Below are 16,583 nucleotides of genomic sequence, written 5' to 3'. Positions count from 1 at the left end.
AATAAAAAGTATATTATATTAATATGAGAGGAAGATGTCAAAATGAATGGTAAAAAGGGAGAATTTGATTCACTAAAAAAATTAGTCTTAATTACTATCCCCCTCATTATAATCATGTCGCTAATTTTCTTCTATTATAATAGGAGTTATTTTGATACTGAGTTTAAAGCTGGTTCAAATATTACTATTGATGATTTAGATAACAATGAAATTGAAAGCTTAAATAAGCTATGTAAAGTTTGGGGCTTTGCTAAGTATTATCATCCTAAAATAGTAGCCGGTTCGAAAAACTGGGATTTTGAATTATTCAGAGTCATGCCAACGGTTATGGAAGCTAAAAGTCAAGATGAAGTAAATGATATTTTATATGATTGGATTAATAAACTTGGAGAGTTTAAAGAAAATGCATATAGTGAAAACCCTGAAGTTATGGTAAAGGCAGATACTAATTGGATAAGTGATGAAGAATACTTAAGTAAAGATCTTAGTAACCTATTAGTTAAGATATCAAAGTCTTATATATCTGATAGAAATAGAGCTTATGTAAATTATAAAAATAATTCAATCTATTCAAATTTTGATAATGAACAAGTGTACCCTGTTATTGACTATAATGATGATGGGTACAAGCTTCTTAGCTTATTTAGATATTGGAATATAATTGAGTATTACTACCCATATAGAACCGTTATGGGTGAGGATTGGAATGAAGTATTAAATGAGTTTATTCCAAAAATTATTGAGAGTGATGATGATTTATCATATAAACTAACCTTATCAGAATTAACTTCAAAAATACATGATTCTCATGGATCTATTAATGATATTGCTGGTACTTTGTATAACTATTGGGGAACTAATCTTGCACCTATTAAATTTCTTTTGGTTGAGAATAAAATTGTTGTTACAGATATAATTAAAAAATATGAAAATGACTGTAATTTAAAAGTTGGAGACGTGATATTAGAGATTAATAATAAAGATATATTTGAAATAATAAAGGAAAAATCTAAGTATATTTCATTTTCTCGTGATGAAGCTATAGTAAATAGTTTAAAATATTATTTATTTAGAACTTCAGATGATAGTTTATCTCTTAAAATAGAAAGAGACGGAAAAGAATTAATTGAAGAAGTTAGATGTTATAATGCGAAGGAAGTCGATATTAATGAAGTAAATGGAGGATCCCATGAGCTTTTATCTAATAATATAGGTTATATAAATCCAGGAGCTTTAACCAAAGGTGAAATAGATAGTATTATGGATAAATTTAAAGATACTAATGGAATAATTGTTGATTTAAGATATTATCCATCAGATATGATAACATATATAATGCCTAATTATCTTTTACCAGAAGAAACTGTGTTTTCAAGAGCGACAATCGCTAATAAATCAATACCTGGTGAATTTATATTTTCTGAAGACATAACAGTTGGAAAAAATAACAAAGATTATTATAAAGGAAAAATTGTAGTAATAATTAATGAATGTACTCAAAGTAATGCTGAGTTTACTACAATGGCCCTTAGGAAATCACCTAATGCAGTTGTAATTGGAGAAAACTCCATAGGTGCAGATGGAAATGTAGCAACCCTAACTTTACCTGGCGGAATAAGAACCACAATAACAGGAATAGGAATATATACACCAGAGGGCCTTGAAACTCAAAGGATAGGGATTAAACCTGATATATATGTAAAACCAACTATTCAAGGAATAAGAGATGGAAAGGATGAGCTTTTAGAAAAGGCAATTGAAATCTCAAAGACAAAAAACTAAAAGAAACTTGTATCAACAAATATGCTATTACAGATTAAATAGATAAATTCTAATTTTTAGAATAAATTAAATAGACTTTATAAGAACAATTTTAAAATATTACAAAGATATAAAAATGGAGAATCTAAAAATTTTAAATTCTCCATTTTTGTTGTTGATTATAGTGTTTTATACTTGTTTTATTTTGATAATCCATTTATTAGAAGCCTACTTATTTTTTTTATCTGTTCATGATCATTAAAATCTATTGTATCTTCTAGTATAAACTTAGTGATAGCATATCCTGCTATATTAGTTATTATGAATCTTATTATATCTATATTAGGCCAATCTACTAATAAATTGTTTGCTTTGAAGTTATTTAAAATATTATAAAATGACTCTATAGTTTTTTGAGGAACTGAAGATATTAAATTGTTTAATAAATCATCTCTATACATTACCTCTGTAATTACTATTTTACAAATTTTTTTATTGCTCTTTATAAACTCTATTCTATCCTTAACTATTGAATAAATAAATGTTTCAAAATCTAAATAATCTCCCTTTAATTTATCATCAGTAAAATCATTTGCAACCTCCGGAAATATCTCTTCAAGTATAAAAGGAATTATATTTCCTATTAATAAATTTTCCTTTGAACCAAAATGTTTAAATATAGTTCCCTCAGCAACTTCAGCTTCTCTTGCAATCTGACTAGTTGATGTATTTGAGTATCCATTCTTTGCAAAAAGATCTATGCTTACTTCTAATATTTTTTTCTTTTTTTCTGTCATCTTTGTATCTTTATTAACCTTATTTTTAAATATATTAGAAATTGAATCTGTCAAATTAAAACCTCCACTTCTATATTAAACTTTACGATATCTTTTTAACCCCACAATGTTTAATACAGTAAAACCAAATGCAAATAGTAAAAGTACCAATAAATCTTTTCCTATATAGCTTAGGGAATTTCCCTTAATAATTACTTGAGATAATGCATCGCCAGCATAATACATCGGCATTATCTTGGCAAAATTTTGAAGACCTTGAGACATATTATGGATAGATATTATACCAGAGAAGAAAATTTGAGGTACTACGATTATTGGTATAAACTGCATCATTTGAAACTCTGAATTTGCAAAGGTTGATAATAAGATTCCTAAAGATAATGCCACAAAGGCTATTATTATATTAGTTAAAACTACTAATCCTAAACTTCCTAAAATATCCACCTTTAAAACATAAACTGTAAATAGAACTATTATTATAGTTTGAAGTATTGCAAATAATCCATATCCTATTAAATATCCAAACACAATCTCACTTCTTCTTACAGGTGTTGATAAAAGCTTGTATAATGTTCCTGAAGTTCTCTCTTTTAATAAGGATATACCTGAAATTAAAAATACAAAGAAAAAAACAAAAAATCCTATAAGAACAGGAACCATAGTATCAAAAATATTAGTATTTTCATTTCCATAAATATAGTTAACTTCCAAATTCATCTCTGATGGTTTCTTTATATTTAAATTATCATTACTTGGCATCTTTCCTAATGATGCTAAAAGGGAGGCTTGATTCTTTATGATTTCTCCTTGTTCCTTTGTTAAATTAACTAATTCCTCTAATTTAACTTTAGTCATGGCACTTCCTATCTTAGCATTGATTTCTAGAGTTTTAGATGGATCACTATTTTCATATGTGATATTTAATTTATCATCTTTCATGTATAAGAAGGCTTGAAGATTATCATCTTTTATCTTATCTTCTATATTTGAATAATCACTATATTCCTTTACTACTATGTCATTATCCTTAAGTGTATCTACTATACTTGAGTTTATATTATCTATTCCAATAATTGGATCATTACTTGAAGTTGAATTAAATAAAAGATTCATTAAACTCAATAAAATTAATGGAGCAAAAAGCATTAATGCAAGGGTTCTCTTATCATTTAATATTTGCTTTATAATTCTTATTACCATAATCTTTACTCTCATTACTTCTTCCTCCCAGCTAATAAGAATACTTCTTCCATTGTATCTACATTAAACTCTTTCTTTAATTCATCAGGTGTTCCACTTGCTGTTATGTTTCCATCTCTAAGTAAAAGAAGTCTATCACACTTTAAAGCTTCTCCCATATCATGAGTGGTTACTATTATGGATTGTCCTTTGCTTTTTAAATTGTTGATTTCTTTCCATATACTTAAACGAAGCTCTGGATCTATACCAACTGTTGGCTCATCTAAAATTAAAAGGTCTGGGTTTTGAAGTAATGCTATTATTAAAGATAAACGTCTTTTCATACCACCAGAGAACTTATTAACCCTTCTATTCATATAAGGTGTTAGTTCAACTAAATCAGCTAAAAAATTTACTCGCTCCTTAAGCTCAGCCTTTGGAATCTTAAATATATTTCCAAAGAAAAGTAGATTATCCTTTGCAGTTAAGTCTAAATATAAAGCATCTGATTGAGCCATATACCCAACATTTTGTAGTATTTTTCTGTTAGGAACACTGGTTCCAAATAGTTCTATCTCTCCACTATCCACCTTTTCCATTCCCATAATGCACTTAATAAGAGTAGTTTTCCCTGCTCCTGAAGGGCCTAGTATTCCTACTATTTCAGCCTTATCTACTTCTACACTTATATTATCTAGTACCTTTGATTTTTTGAAACTTTTAGAAACATTTTTTACTGATAATATTTTCAAGCAAATCTCTCCTTTTCATATATTAAAAAGTGAGTGATTACTCACTTTGCTTATTCGATTATACTCCTTTTTTTCTATTTTGAATATAATATAATTTCTAAGAACTAAAAAACACTACTTCTCTAATATAAAAATGCCAATATTTAAGGTTTTCATTAAGCTTAAATATTAGCATTTTTATATTAAACTATTCAATTATAAATAACTTGTATTAAATAATATTCTTTTAATTAAATAAACTAGCACTTTAACATAAAATTTTATATTATAGTATATTTAAATTAAGTATTATCTATATTTTTAAAAGCTATATCTATACTAATTCTATTATTTTCAAGAGAAATATCTAGAACTCTGCCTCCTATTTTTTCAAGTAATATTTTCACAATAAATAGGCCTAATCCTGTATTTCCTGAAGATCTAGACTTATCTGCAACATAAAATCTATCAAAGAGATTTGTTATTTCTATTTGATCAGTATCTTTAACAGAATTACTAATTGCGAAAATAGTTTCCTCTTTGGTTCTTATTAACTTTAATTCAATCTCCCCAGTAGAATACTTTATTGCATTGATTATTAGATTTTGAATTATTCTTTCGCAAGCTACCACTTCACCAATAATCATCATCTCTTCCTTAGGTATATTAATTCTAGGTTCTATATCCTTTTCTGAGAATAATGAGTAATTACTCATCAATACTTCCCCTATTATTGAAGTTATATCTATTGAATAAGTTTCTATTATAAACTTATTATCATCTAATATAGAAATTTCATAAAAATCTTTTATAAGTTTTTCTAAGGAGGTGGCTTTTAATCTTATGACTTCTAAATATCTTTCCTTATCTTTATCATTACATTCTTCTAATAATGTTAAATACCCTTGTATTGAGGTAAGTGGAGTTCTTAAGTCATGAGAAAGATTTGCAATAGATTCCTTTAACTTTTCTTCTCTTTTATTAATATTAACTTGTTCCTCTTTGCACTTACTTATTTTCTTATTAATAGCATTTGCTAATTCCTCAATACTTGAGTTATTTAAGGTAATTCTTATATGCTCATCATTTTTCAATTGTTCAGTAATTTTATTTATTTGAGCCCTTTGAGAAATAAACAAAATTATAATTAATGCTAAAGCAATAGTTAATATTAAGGTAATCAACAATTCATAATCTCCCTCTATTTTTATTTTATGGCTCTGTTTTAAACTAGTGTTGATTTTTTAGATAGAACTGTAAGACCATCTTAATTAGCAGTTAGTATTGCATTATCTACGTAAGAATAATAGCGTTAAGAAGCTTTTTCTGTTTGAGCGAAGCGAGTTTAAAAGCTTTAGCTATTATTCTGGAGTAGATGATAGCAATACTTTGCGATATTAAGTTAGGTCTGAAGGGCTAGCTAAAAATCAACACCTACCTAAAACATAGCCTATTTTATATCCTGAGTTTTAAACAATATATTTCCTATGACTACCACTAAAATTGGGATCGCAAGTATAATTAAGGTTATATATATATTGCTATTAACCTGAACTTTACTAGCTATATTTAATGCAGTATAGGACCAAAATGTTTGTGAAAGTGCTAAAAAAATACCCATTATAAAAACCGAAACTGCTGTTGCCATAGCTCCATCTCTTACTATAAAAGGTACGAGAAAAACCATGGTAGCAATACATAATATAAATAATATATTTATTAAAACATACATTACAATAAACATAATTTCAGAACCATTAAAAGGTGCTCCCCATCCATAAAACATTGAATAAATACCACCATTAATAAAAAGATTTGAGGCTATTATAATAAAGCATCCTATTAAATATGATGTAAGTTTGCTAATTAACACGGAAAATCTGCTATACCCTGAAACTATTAAATGATATATGGTTCTTTTAGAAAATTCACTCCCTATATACATTCCAGCAAATATAGCACAAGCCATTAAAGAAAACATATCTGTAGATTCATTTGTAAGGCTTTCACGTCCTGTTGGGATACCATGAAAATATAAATTAATAATTCCTAATATTATTATTAAGATTACACATAACCTTATCTCTTTATTGTATTTGAGCCTATATATTTCAGCTTTTATAAGATTATACATCACATGCACCTCCAACAATATTTGAAAAATAGGATTCTAAACTATCACCTTTTATTGTTATTTCTTCTGCATATACCTTATTAATAGCTAACTCTCTATTTATTTCAGCACCTTTTTCTATACACTCATATATTCTTAATATATTATGAGGATAAACTACAAATTTTTTAATATTTAATGACTCCTCTAATATATTGGACGCTTTTTTTATATCACTAACTTTAATCAATAAGTGCTTTTTACACTTTTCATCTAATTCATAAGCAGTTATCTGCTCTATAAGCCTACCATTATGTATTATTCCATAAGATGTAGCAAGTTTATGAAGTTCACTTAAAATATGACTTGAAATAAATATTGTCATATTTCTCTCTTTATTTAACTTAATCAGAAGTTCTCTAAGTTCCTTTATTCCTGTTGGATCAAGTCCATTTACAGGCTCGTCTAAAATAAGTAATTCTGGCTCTCCAAGCAATGCAATTGCTAGTCCCAACCTTTGTTTCATTCCTAAAGAAAAATCCTTCACCTTTTTATTTCCAGTATTATTTAAACCTACAATGGATAAAAGCTCATTAATACAATTTTTATCTGGTACACCCTTTTGAATTCTCTGATACTCAAGATTTTGTTTTGCTGTCATATCAATATATAGTGCTGGACTCTCTATAATAGATCCAATCTTTTTTCTAATGCTATTTAAATCTTTTTCATCTTCTTTATTAAATAAAATTATTTTTCCATTACTCTTCTTAGCTAAACCAGTTAATATTTTTATCAATGTGCTTTTTCCAGCACCATTTTCACCAATAAGACCATATATCTCTCCACGTCTAATTTCAATATTAATGTCATTTAATACTTTTACATTTTTATATTGCTTACTTAGATTAATAGTCCTACAAATAATTTCACCCATAATAACATCTCCTCTCTTAGTTATTATGTGATATAAGTTTTTAGAATTTCTAAAGTTAATTCTAAAGAAATTCTAAAGTTATATTAATTTATATCCCATTCCCCAAACTGTTTGAATATAGTCTATATTATTTTTTGCCTTAAGCTTTTTTCTAAGGTTGCTAATATGTGTATTAACTCTATCCTCATCACAATAATCATATATTTCATTCCATACAGATTCATATAAATTCTTCTTTGAAAATACCTTTGAAGGATTTTTCATCATTAATTCAAGAATTTTATATTCTTTAGATGTTAATACCAAGTCGCTTCCATCAACACTTACTTCCTTTGTGAATTTATTTAAATTAATATTCTTATAGACTAGGTATTCTATCTTCTCCTCTAACCTAAAATATCTATTTAAATTAACTTCAATTCTTGCTAAAAGTTCTACTAATGAGAATGGCTTGGTAACATAATCATCTGCTCCTAATTTAAATAAATCGACCTTAGATTGCACCATATCTTTTGCTGATACAACAATTACTGGAATATCTGAAAATAGTCTAATCTCTCTTAATACCTCATCTCCTGATTTATATGGTAACATTACATCTAAAATTATAAGATCTATTTTATTATTCCTTATACACCTAACTCCCTCTATTCCATTATATTTTTCTATTGTTTTGTATCCATTTTTAATCAAATACTCTGAAATCATTCCTGAGATTTCTTTATCATCCTCTATGATTAATATGCTCTTTTCCATATTCTTCTCCTATTAATAAAGTTTAAAAGTAATTCCTTATTTATAATTCATCTTAATATTTCATAAACAATAATTGTTCTATTACATCATTTCTATATATTTTAATTAATAATATCAAAAGAGTTTCTTTGAAACAATTAACACAAAGTAAAACTTACTTAAATATATTACATTCAACAAAGTTTAAATGAAATTGAAATTTGAAAAAGTATTTAAATCTAAAAAATAGATAGACCAAAATGATCTATCTATTTTCATTCTCTTATCTTAAAACCTTTATTTCTTATATATCCAATCCAATCTTAGTTCCAGTAATTTCGCTATCATTAAATACCCTATTTTTATCTTTCAAAGAATAAAAATAGATTATAGTTATAATAAATACTATAAATTCAGTTATTACAAATGAAATCCATACTCCATTCATATTAAATATGATGCTAAAGATTAAAACAATTGGTACAAGAATTATACAACTTCTTAAAGTAGATATAATCATTGCTTCTTTTGCCTTTGATGTGGCACTAAAAAAAGCTGCAGAGATAATATTTATGCCAGCAAATATATATCCTATAAAATATATTTTAATTCCTACAGAGGCTAAGATAGCAAGTTGCTCATTATTTTCGCTGTTAAACATAGATATAATTATATTTCTATTAGAATATATGACTATATAAATAACAGCTGAAACAATGATAGAAGTAATAATTGTATATTTTAAAATCAAATTAACAGATACCATGTCTTTCTTACTATAATATTTACTTGCCAATGGTTGTACACCCTGAGATATTCCTACAAAAATTGCTGTAGCAATAAGTGCTACATTGGCTACTATTCCATATGCTGCCACACCAATATTTCCTTCTATTTTTAATATAATTAGGTTGAATGTAATTAAAGCTATTGCAGATGCAAGCTCTCCAATAAATGAAGAAAACCCTAAAGAAATTATTCTTAATACTCTTAAAAAGTGAATTTTACATCTTACAATATGAAAACTTTGCTTTTTAGAAATAAAATGTGATGATAAAATACCTAAACTTATAATAGGAGAAAGTCCTGTTGCAAGAGCTGCTCCAAAAATCCCCATAGAAAGTGGAAACATAAATATATAATCTAAGACAATATTAGAGAAACTACTTACAATCATTGCAATCATTGATAGTTTAGGATTTTTATCATTCCGAATAAAAGCAAGTAAAATATTATTTAATATAAAAAAAGGTGAAAAACTTAAAAGCGTAGTTAAGTACACGTGAGTAAGTGGTAATGTTGCCTCATCAGCTCCAAGCAATATTCCTAATTGTTTAGTAAAAAATATAGCTACTACAACGAATATAAGTGATGCCACTGCTCCCATAATAATAGCATAAGTAAAAGATTTATTATTTGAATTATTATTCTCTTGTTTTCTAATTGAAAAGTCAGTTGCACCACCAATTCCTATCATAAGTCCTACCCCCTGTAAAATAGAAAATATTGAAATTGAAAAATTCAATGCAGCAATTCCAACAGTTCCAAGGGCTTCTGCAACGAAAAATGTGTCGGCTAAGATATAACAAGAAAGTCCTATCATTCCCATAACATTTAAGCTTACATACTTAATAAACTTTAACTTTAATTCTTTCATAATTACCTCCTAAAATAAAAAGGTATCAGAGTATTCCTTCTAAGACCTACTGGAATACTTTGATACCTTAACATTCACCCGGTGGCGAATAATAACCATATTAAATTAATTTCTTAAATTATATCATATTTTAAAGTGCATTACAAATTTATGGAAAATAATTTATCAATCTTCTTTAGGTGAATATTCACCTGTAATTTCTATTAAGTTACCATCTGGATCTTCAACTTGAAAATAATAATATGGCATTACATTATTAACATATTTTATTTCTGTCACCAAATCACTAATATTTAAATTTAATATTCTTTCACGTTCTTTAATTAAGTCTTCAGTCCAAAAATTTAATACAAATTTGTTTGTATTTTTTGACTCAGCTATAGCAACTAGATTGTCAAATTTTTCTATATACTGCCCTTTATGTATAGTTAGTCCAGGGTTATCATTATCAAAGTAAGCATTCATTATAGAAATATTTTTACCCTTAAACTCAAATTGAGCAAATCGTTCCATATTTTTTGAAGTCACTTTCATCTCCAGTAGCTTCTCATAAAAGTTTATTGATGTATTAAAATTTTTAACTATTAAATAAATTGAACCTAAATGCACCTTACTCCCTCCACACTACTTTTTAGTAGAATTTTATAAATTTAATTACACTAATATACATAATCTAAATATTAAGTTTCATTAATGGTTCACCCCACTCATCAAAACCATCATCAATGAATCCTATACTTGTCCAAAAATTATGACTTCGCTCATTTGAAACATTAATTTCAAAATATTTAACACTATCATTTCTTATATAGTTCATTAGTGCATAATAACATTCATGTCCTGTTTTATTGCCTCGATACTTTGGTAATACCCAAAAATCCATAAGAAAACACTTTCCATCCTCTTCTCCCCCCTAATATAAATACCATCTTTCCAATAAAAATATATAACCTAAATTTAATCTTTCTATTTTACTCGTCCTTTTTCCATGAAAAATAGTTGAATGTTATAGCTCCTATAGTCGCTGCCATTAGTATTATTGGAATTACTAAATCTTTATTAGCATAATATATTAAAATACTCAAAAAGACATTTATTGGACTTGTCCATAAACATCTGATAAATTTTCTTCTGTAACTTAACTTTGAATAACTTAATTGAAATCCTTTATCTATCTTTTTATTCATACATTAAGCAAAGTTGTAGAAAAATTACTTAATCTACAGACTTCTCCCCCCTTAAGAAATAAATTTTTGTACTAAAAAGCTTGTTATAAAATCGCATTAATCCATTTACAATAATTGTATCTAAATACCATATATTGTATTTAGATACAATTTTAATCTAATCAAATTTCTCTTATTAAGTAGTTTTATAAAGTAAAACTTTAATTTGTTATATAAAAATAGATAGACCAAAATGATCTATCTATTTTCACTATATCTTCTTTAAATTTTAACTGTAACATTAAGCTATATAAATTTTAATAAAAACAAATATCTAATTACATTAAATTTATAAGTATGTATTAGCTTTTGAATTCTTGTTTCCATTCAGTTTTAACAGTAATTTTAAATTATTGTATAATTAGGTAAATAATTAAAACTAACCATACTAAATAATTTTAAGGAGATAAAATAATTATGGATAGACATTTTACAGTTTCAGTATTTATAGTATGTAATGATAAAGTATTATTACATTTACATAAAAAAGCTAAGAAAATACTTCCTTTAGGTGGACATATAGAGTTGAATGAGCTTCCAGAAGAGGCATGCATTCGTGAAGTAAAAGAAGAAGCAGGTTTAAAGATAAATTTATATAATCCCGTAGATATATCATTAAAAAAATCATGTGACTTATCAGGAGAAAAACTACTAATAAATCCTATGCACACGATTTTCGGTGATGTAAGTCCTAATCATTCACATATAGACTTTGTTTATTATGCAACTACAAACTCTTTTGAAACATACCCTGAAAATGGGGAATCTAAAATACTCAAATGGTACAGTAAAGATGAGCTAAATAAATCTACTAACATTCAAGCGAATATTTTAACTATGGCCAATGAAGCCTTGGAGTTGTTAGGTAAAAAATAATTTAATGGCTATACCTTAAATGAATTTTAATATATAAATATAATAAAAGTGGACAGATTAACTTGTTCACTTTACTTTTTTATTCTTATAAATTTAAAACTGTTTTTTTAATCTACTTGATAAATTGAACTTTGTTTTTTTTATTTCAAGTATTTTTCTTGCTTTCTTTTTCTTCCTTTTTTCCATTCCTTATCTAAATCAAAATTATTATCGGCAACCATTTCGAATATTAAATATAACATATCATATAATTGATGTTCAATCTTATCCCTTTCCGAATCATTTACAGCTCTTTTTAACAACTCAAATTCTCATTTAACCAAGTTATTTTCTGATGATTATTTCTATCAAAGAATCCATTTTAATTAAAAATTCTCTAACTTCATTTTTATATTCATTTAATGACATATCATCATCTCACAAATTACTAATTTCTCAATCTATTCTATATATTAGAATTTATTTTCTAATATATAATATCTTTTTCATATAGTATCTCTTATGTCCTTGTGGACAATCATCTAATACTCCATGTATATCATATCCTTGTTTAATATAAAAATCTTCTGCTTGAAAATCAAAAGTATCTAAATGTACAATGTGACAACCATAATCCTTTGAGATTTTCTCTATTTCACCTAACAATTCAGAACCAAACACATTATGTCTAAACTCCTCTTTAACCCATAAAGCATCTACATATATACATTTCCAAGCGTAATATATGCAATTTATTCCTGCTATAATATTGCCCTTATCATCCTGTATATATCTATTAATTTCAGACGATGTAATAAGTGAGTCAAATGGTACATTTGACTCATTATATTCACATATTCTATCCTTAATAAAATGAATTTTTTTCTGACAAAACTTACATCTAATATTTTTTAAAATTAAATCCTAATATTTCTATTTCATCATTTTTATTCAATCTATCATCATAATTTTTTCTTAGTTGAATTATATTTAAATGATCAAACCCACATTCTTTATATAATTTTATAGCTCCTTTATTTCTTGGTATTACATCAACAAACATTGACGTAATTTTTTTATTAATCATTAATTCATCTAATTTTTCCATTGCAAATTTTCCAATACCATTCTTCCTATACTCCTCTTTTATAAATAAATCTTCTAGCCAAGCTACATTTTGTCCTCCAAATCGTACATAAAAAAATCCTATAACTATATCATCTAAAAATATATTATAGATAGTTCCTTGTTGCTTCCACTCATCTAAAGTTTCTCTAGATTGCTCATCAGTTTGCCAATACTCCTTTGGCGCATTATTTAATTGTCTATGATAATTTATTAATTCTGTAATCATTTTTATCGTATTTTCAAAAAAAGAACTACTAATTTCATCAATCTTAATATTCAATACCTCATCTCCTTTAAACTAAATATTAAAAAACCAAATTTTAATATATAATAACCATTCCTCAATTGAAACAAAATCCACCTTAAAGTACGATTTTTTTATCCTATATATTTTAATTTAATATCAGTATTACTTTATATAGGACATGTCGCTCATTCGCTTAATAAATCTTTTTCCATCAGCTGTTTCTTGCATAAAAGTAACTCCACCAGCCAACCCCAATATTTCACTTCTATTAAGCATTTCAATATCCATTCCTAACCACATTGTATTAAATACGCTAAGTAAATCTCCATGAGAAACTATAATTATATTTTCATATTCATTTGTCATTAGCTCATTAAAAAAAGGTAATAATCTATTCCACTCATCTCTTCTACTTTCTGCATCGGAAAACATTTTATCATCAATAGATTTTTCTTGTTTTTCAATATTTTCTTTCAACCACTGTACTGATTTCCCAACACATTTTCCAAGGTTTCTTTCTCTTAACTCAGTAACAAAGATTGGTGTAATCCCTAAATGCTTGCCTATGATTTTTGCCGTATTCTTAGCTCTTAATAAATCTGAAGAATACATTACATACTTTTTATCTGCTAACTCTTTTGATAGATTTCTTCCAATATTATTTGCTTGTTTTATTCCTAGCTCTGATAAATCCCAATCGGTCCATGAACCAATCATTCCATTAGTATGATGTATAGATTGTGTATGTTGGATAGTTATTATATTTTTCATTTACTACTCCCCCAAGTTTATTTAAAGTTATCCTATTCAGACTCTATATCTAAGTTCTATTTTTATTAACTATATAAAATCCTATTTTTATATTACTATACACATAAAATTTTAGTTTCTTTTCTTATAATCTTTTCCTATTATTATTGTTGCAATGTTTATTGCTAGAAATAATATTAATATCTCAGATCCTATTTTACCTGATGATCCGATTAATAAAATCACTGATACTATAACTAAAACCCATCTTATTAATTTTACTGACTTTATAAAATCTTCATTTTTACTTTTATCCATAGTATATATCCCTCCAAACCATTATCCCTGTAAATCATAAAATCTATAAATGTATCTTGGACATAAGAAAAAACATATATTTTGAACATGAGTTTACTATACTTAATCTATGTTTTAAATGAATATTGATTTAAGATACAATTTTTAATGCTATATCTTTTAATTAATCATATCAAAAGAGTTCACTGTAAACCATTAACACAAAGTAAAACTTGCTTATAATCTATACTTTTAATAAATTTTACATGAGGTTGAGATTTCAAAAAGTATTTTATGGTAAAATTTTATTATATTTCAAATTTTAGTATAATCATAAGAATTCGTAGAGAAATATAATGATTTGGAGGGGAATTATGAAGTTTTTAAAGATTTTTGTGGTAATTTATGCTTTGCTTTTAACATTTATTATGTTTTCACCTTGTAAACTAATAGGAAGGTCAGCAATTGAAAAAGGGGATATAAAGGTAAAGGTTCATAATCAGGCTACTACTGGACCAGCATATTATCTTCAAAAGAAAGATTCTGAAAAACTTAAAGAAAATATAAAGGATACTTATCAATCTATAAATACTTCAGCTATAGAACTTGTTGGGAATACACCTTTTCATCTTATTAACGATCCAATTGAACTTGGAAGTTTTACTGTTTATGGGAAGGTAGTAGACGTAACTTCTAAATATAAATCATCTGGTGATGGAGTAATTCCTGTTTTTGAAGTTTCTTATTGGGATGTTCCCTTTAAAAAACTATTTTTAATCCAGTATCACTGGTTCTTCATAGGAATGTTTATACTATTTCCTATTTTTATAATAAATGTTGTAATAGTAATTAAATCTTATAGTAAAAAAAATAAAGAATTATCTAAGCTCTAACACAATACTTATAAATAATATAAATATTTTAATAACTTTAGAATTGATAAACTCTTATACAGAAAATTTTATCTTTTAGCTTAAAACTATATATAAAAAGGAGGATTTCTATGGGTATTGAAAATAGTAATAATATTATTAACAGTGTAAATTTGAAAGATGGTAAAAACTTAATATTAAGAAAACCATTAGTGAATGATGCTGAAAACATAATTAAGTATCTTAATACTGTAGGTGGAGAAAGTAATAACCTACTTTTTGGCAAGGGGGAGTTTCATCTTACAGTGGAACAGGAAAAATCTTATATTGAAGGAATAAATCAAAGTTCTAATTCCTTTATGTTACTAGGAACTATTAATGATGAAATAGTAAGTATAGCTCAAATAAGTGCCTCTAATAGAAAAAGAATATGCCATAATAGTGAAATAGCAATATCAGTTAGAAAAGACTATTGGAATATTGGAGTTGGAAGTGCTGTTATGGAGGAACTTATAAAATTTGCTAAAGATAAGAAATCAATTAAAACTATTAGTCTTGGAGTTAGAGAACCTAACAATAATGCCATTAAACTATATGAGAAATATGGCTTTAAGAAAATAGGCCTTCATAAGAATTACTTTAACATTGAAGGTACTTATTATGATGAAATCTTAATGGATTTATATATTTAGAATCAAGATTTGATAATAAAAGGGAGCTGTGTCAAAACTTTAATATAAAACTTATTTAATATATTTCTTTCAATAAAGTTTATATACAGTTAAAATTTCAAGAATTATTCTATGATAAAATTATATATAACAGAATTTATGAAAAGAAGGCGATAATATTCCAAATAATATAATATTTATGATTCAGATTATCAGTTTAATTATTGCTATTCTAATATTAAAAGGAATTCAGTATTATCATTTTTTTAGGAATAAGGATAATCTCTATGTTTTAATAAAGAAAAAAACTTATATATTTTCAATGATGTCTTTTTTTCTATTACTTTTAAATCTATATTGCATTATCTTTAAAGCTTTTCTAATACCATTCTTAGTAGAATTAATGTTTGTGAATATAGCTATAGGTAATCTTTTAAAAGTAACTGATATATTAAAAAAGAATTTTTTAGTTAAAAATTTAGAGAAAGGCTTATTTATAAAGGTATTAATTGCTTATAAATTGCCTTTAATAGCTTCATTGTTAATTTTAATTGAAGTACTTTTTTCTCTTTATCTTTATCCTAATATACTAATACCTATTACTATTCTATTTATTATTTTTGGATT

At 26.0% G+C, this 16,583-nt stretch carries 19 protein-coding genes and 1 pseudogene; 4 read left to right on the top strand and 16 right to left on the bottom strand.

Features of this window, described 5'->3' with window-relative positions; translation table 11 throughout:
* The first annotated feature begins 42 nt into the window (after positions 1 to 42).
* Positions 43 to 1,782: a S41 family peptidase gene (locus AC2JAQ_RS05720; RefSeq protein WP_488458337.1), complete on the top strand. Its 1,740-nt coding sequence runs from the start codon at positions 43 to 45 to the stop codon at positions 1,780 to 1,782.
* A 179-nt stretch (positions 1,783 to 1,961) separates the two neighbouring features.
* Here the strand turns inward: AC2JAQ_RS05720 and AC2JAQ_RS05715 are convergent, their stop codons facing one another.
* From AC2JAQ_RS05715 to AC2JAQ_RS05665, 11 genes and pseudogenes are all read right to left on the bottom strand, one after another.
* On the bottom strand, positions 1,962 to 2,612 hold the full coding sequence (locus AC2JAQ_RS05715) for a TetR/AcrR family transcriptional regulator (protein WP_488458336.1): 651 nt from the start codon (positions 2,610 to 2,612) through the stop codon (positions 1,962 to 1,964).
* A gap of 21 nt (positions 2,613 to 2,633) precedes the next feature.
* A complete protein-coding gene (locus AC2JAQ_RS05710) occupies positions 2,634 to 3,773 on the bottom strand; it encodes an ABC transporter permease (RefSeq protein ID WP_488458335.1) in 1,140 nt (379 codons plus the stop codon).
* On the bottom strand, positions 3,773 to 4,489 hold the full coding sequence (locus AC2JAQ_RS05705) for an ABC transporter ATP-binding protein (protein WP_488458334.1): 717 nt from the start codon (positions 4,487 to 4,489) through the stop codon (positions 3,773 to 3,775). Before AC2JAQ_RS05705 ends, AC2JAQ_RS05710 begins: the two co-directional genes overlap by 1 nt.
* 281 nt (positions 4,490 to 4,770) lie before the next feature.
* Positions 4,771 to 5,655 carry a sensor histidine kinase gene (locus tag AC2JAQ_RS05700; RefSeq protein WP_488458333.1) on the bottom strand — a complete coding sequence of 295 codons (885 nt, stop codon included), beginning with the start codon at positions 5,653 to 5,655 and terminating at the stop codon, positions 4,771 to 4,773.
* A gap of 263 nt (positions 5,656 to 5,918) precedes the next feature.
* A complete protein-coding gene (locus AC2JAQ_RS05695) occupies positions 5,919 to 6,602 on the bottom strand; it encodes a hypothetical protein (protein WP_488458332.1) in 684 nt (227 codons plus the stop codon).
* Entirely contained in the window at positions 6,595 to 7,518 is a 924-nt protein-coding gene (locus AC2JAQ_RS05690) for an ABC transporter ATP-binding protein (RefSeq protein ID WP_488458331.1), read from the bottom strand. The genes AC2JAQ_RS05695 and AC2JAQ_RS05690 overlap by 8 nt, the downstream gene beginning before the upstream one ends.
* Positions 7,519 to 7,596: 78 nt before the next feature.
* Complete coding sequence (locus AC2JAQ_RS05685; protein WP_488458330.1) at positions 7,597 to 8,274, bottom strand: response regulator transcription factor; 678 nt, start codon at positions 8,272 to 8,274, stop codon at positions 7,597 to 7,599.
* A 283-nt stretch (positions 8,275 to 8,557) separates the two neighbouring features.
* On the bottom strand, positions 8,558 to 9,910 hold the full coding sequence (locus AC2JAQ_RS05680; RefSeq protein WP_488458329.1) for an MATE family efflux transporter: 1,353 nt from the start codon (positions 9,908 to 9,910) through the stop codon (positions 8,558 to 8,560).
* Between the two features lie 165 nt (positions 9,911 to 10,075).
* On the bottom strand, positions 10,076 to 10,519 hold the full coding sequence (locus tag AC2JAQ_RS05675) for a VOC family protein (RefSeq protein WP_488458328.1): 444 nt from the start codon (positions 10,517 to 10,519) through the stop codon (positions 10,076 to 10,078).
* A 64-nt stretch (positions 10,520 to 10,583) separates the two neighbouring features.
* Positions 10,584 to 10,796, bottom strand: a pseudogene (locus AC2JAQ_RS05670) (GNAT family N-acetyltransferase); the annotation flags it as partial.
* A gap of 85 nt (positions 10,797 to 10,881) precedes the next feature.
* On the bottom strand, positions 10,882 to 11,097 hold the full coding sequence (locus AC2JAQ_RS05665; RefSeq protein WP_488458327.1) for a hypothetical protein: 216 nt from the start codon (positions 11,095 to 11,097) through the stop codon (positions 10,882 to 10,884).
* Positions 11,098 to 11,553: 456 nt separating this feature from the next.
* Between AC2JAQ_RS05665 and AC2JAQ_RS05660 the strand changes: the two genes are divergently transcribed.
* Positions 11,554 to 12,012 (top strand): NUDIX hydrolase, encoded by a 459-nt coding sequence (locus tag AC2JAQ_RS05660; protein ID WP_488458326.1) that lies wholly within the window; start codon positions 11,554 to 11,556, stop codon positions 12,010 to 12,012.
* Between the two features lie 140 nt (positions 12,013 to 12,152).
* Here the strand turns inward: AC2JAQ_RS05660 and AC2JAQ_RS05655 are convergent, their stop codons facing one another.
* The 5 genes from AC2JAQ_RS05655 to AC2JAQ_RS05635 form a co-directional block, all read right to left on the bottom strand.
* Positions 12,153 to 12,314, bottom strand: a complete 162-nt coding sequence (locus tag AC2JAQ_RS05655) for a hypothetical protein (RefSeq protein WP_488458325.1) — start codon at positions 12,312 to 12,314, stop codon at positions 12,153 to 12,155.
* Positions 12,315 to 12,471: 157 nt separating this feature from the next.
* On the bottom strand, positions 12,472 to 12,909 hold the full coding sequence (locus tag AC2JAQ_RS05650; protein ID WP_488458777.1) for a GNAT family N-acetyltransferase: 438 nt from the start codon (positions 12,907 to 12,909) through the stop codon (positions 12,472 to 12,474).
* Positions 12,893 to 13,399 carry a GNAT family N-acetyltransferase gene (locus AC2JAQ_RS05645; RefSeq protein ID WP_488458324.1) on the bottom strand — a complete coding sequence of 169 codons (507 nt, stop codon included), beginning with the start codon at positions 13,397 to 13,399 and terminating at the stop codon, positions 12,893 to 12,895. Before AC2JAQ_RS05645 ends, AC2JAQ_RS05650 begins: the two co-directional genes overlap by 17 nt.
* Positions 13,400 to 13,528: 129 nt before the next feature.
* The gene (locus AC2JAQ_RS05640; protein ID WP_488458323.1) at positions 13,529 to 14,137 is read right to left on the bottom strand and encodes a histidine phosphatase family protein; all 609 of its coding nucleotides are present in this window, start codon (positions 14,135 to 14,137) and stop codon (positions 13,529 to 13,531) included.
* 111 nt (positions 14,138 to 14,248) lie between these two features.
* Positions 14,249 to 14,434 (bottom strand): hypothetical protein, encoded by a 186-nt coding sequence (locus AC2JAQ_RS05635; RefSeq protein ID WP_488458322.1) that lies wholly within the window; start codon positions 14,432 to 14,434, stop codon positions 14,249 to 14,251.
* Between the two features lie 353 nt (positions 14,435 to 14,787).
* Between AC2JAQ_RS05635 and AC2JAQ_RS05630 the strand changes: the two genes are divergently transcribed.
* Entirely contained in the window at positions 14,788 to 15,306 is a 519-nt protein-coding gene (locus AC2JAQ_RS05630) for a transposase (protein ID WP_488458321.1), read from the top strand.
* A 110-nt stretch (positions 15,307 to 15,416) separates the two neighbouring features.
* Complete coding sequence (locus AC2JAQ_RS05625; RefSeq protein WP_488458320.1) at positions 15,417 to 15,977, top strand: GNAT family N-acetyltransferase; 561 nt, start codon at positions 15,417 to 15,419, stop codon at positions 15,975 to 15,977.
* The last annotated feature ends 606 nt before the right edge of the window (positions 15,978 to 16,583 follow it).

Source organism: Clostridium sp. LIBA-8553 (genome assembly GCF_057782465.1).
This window is presented reverse-complemented; position numbering and strand designations above follow the sequence as displayed.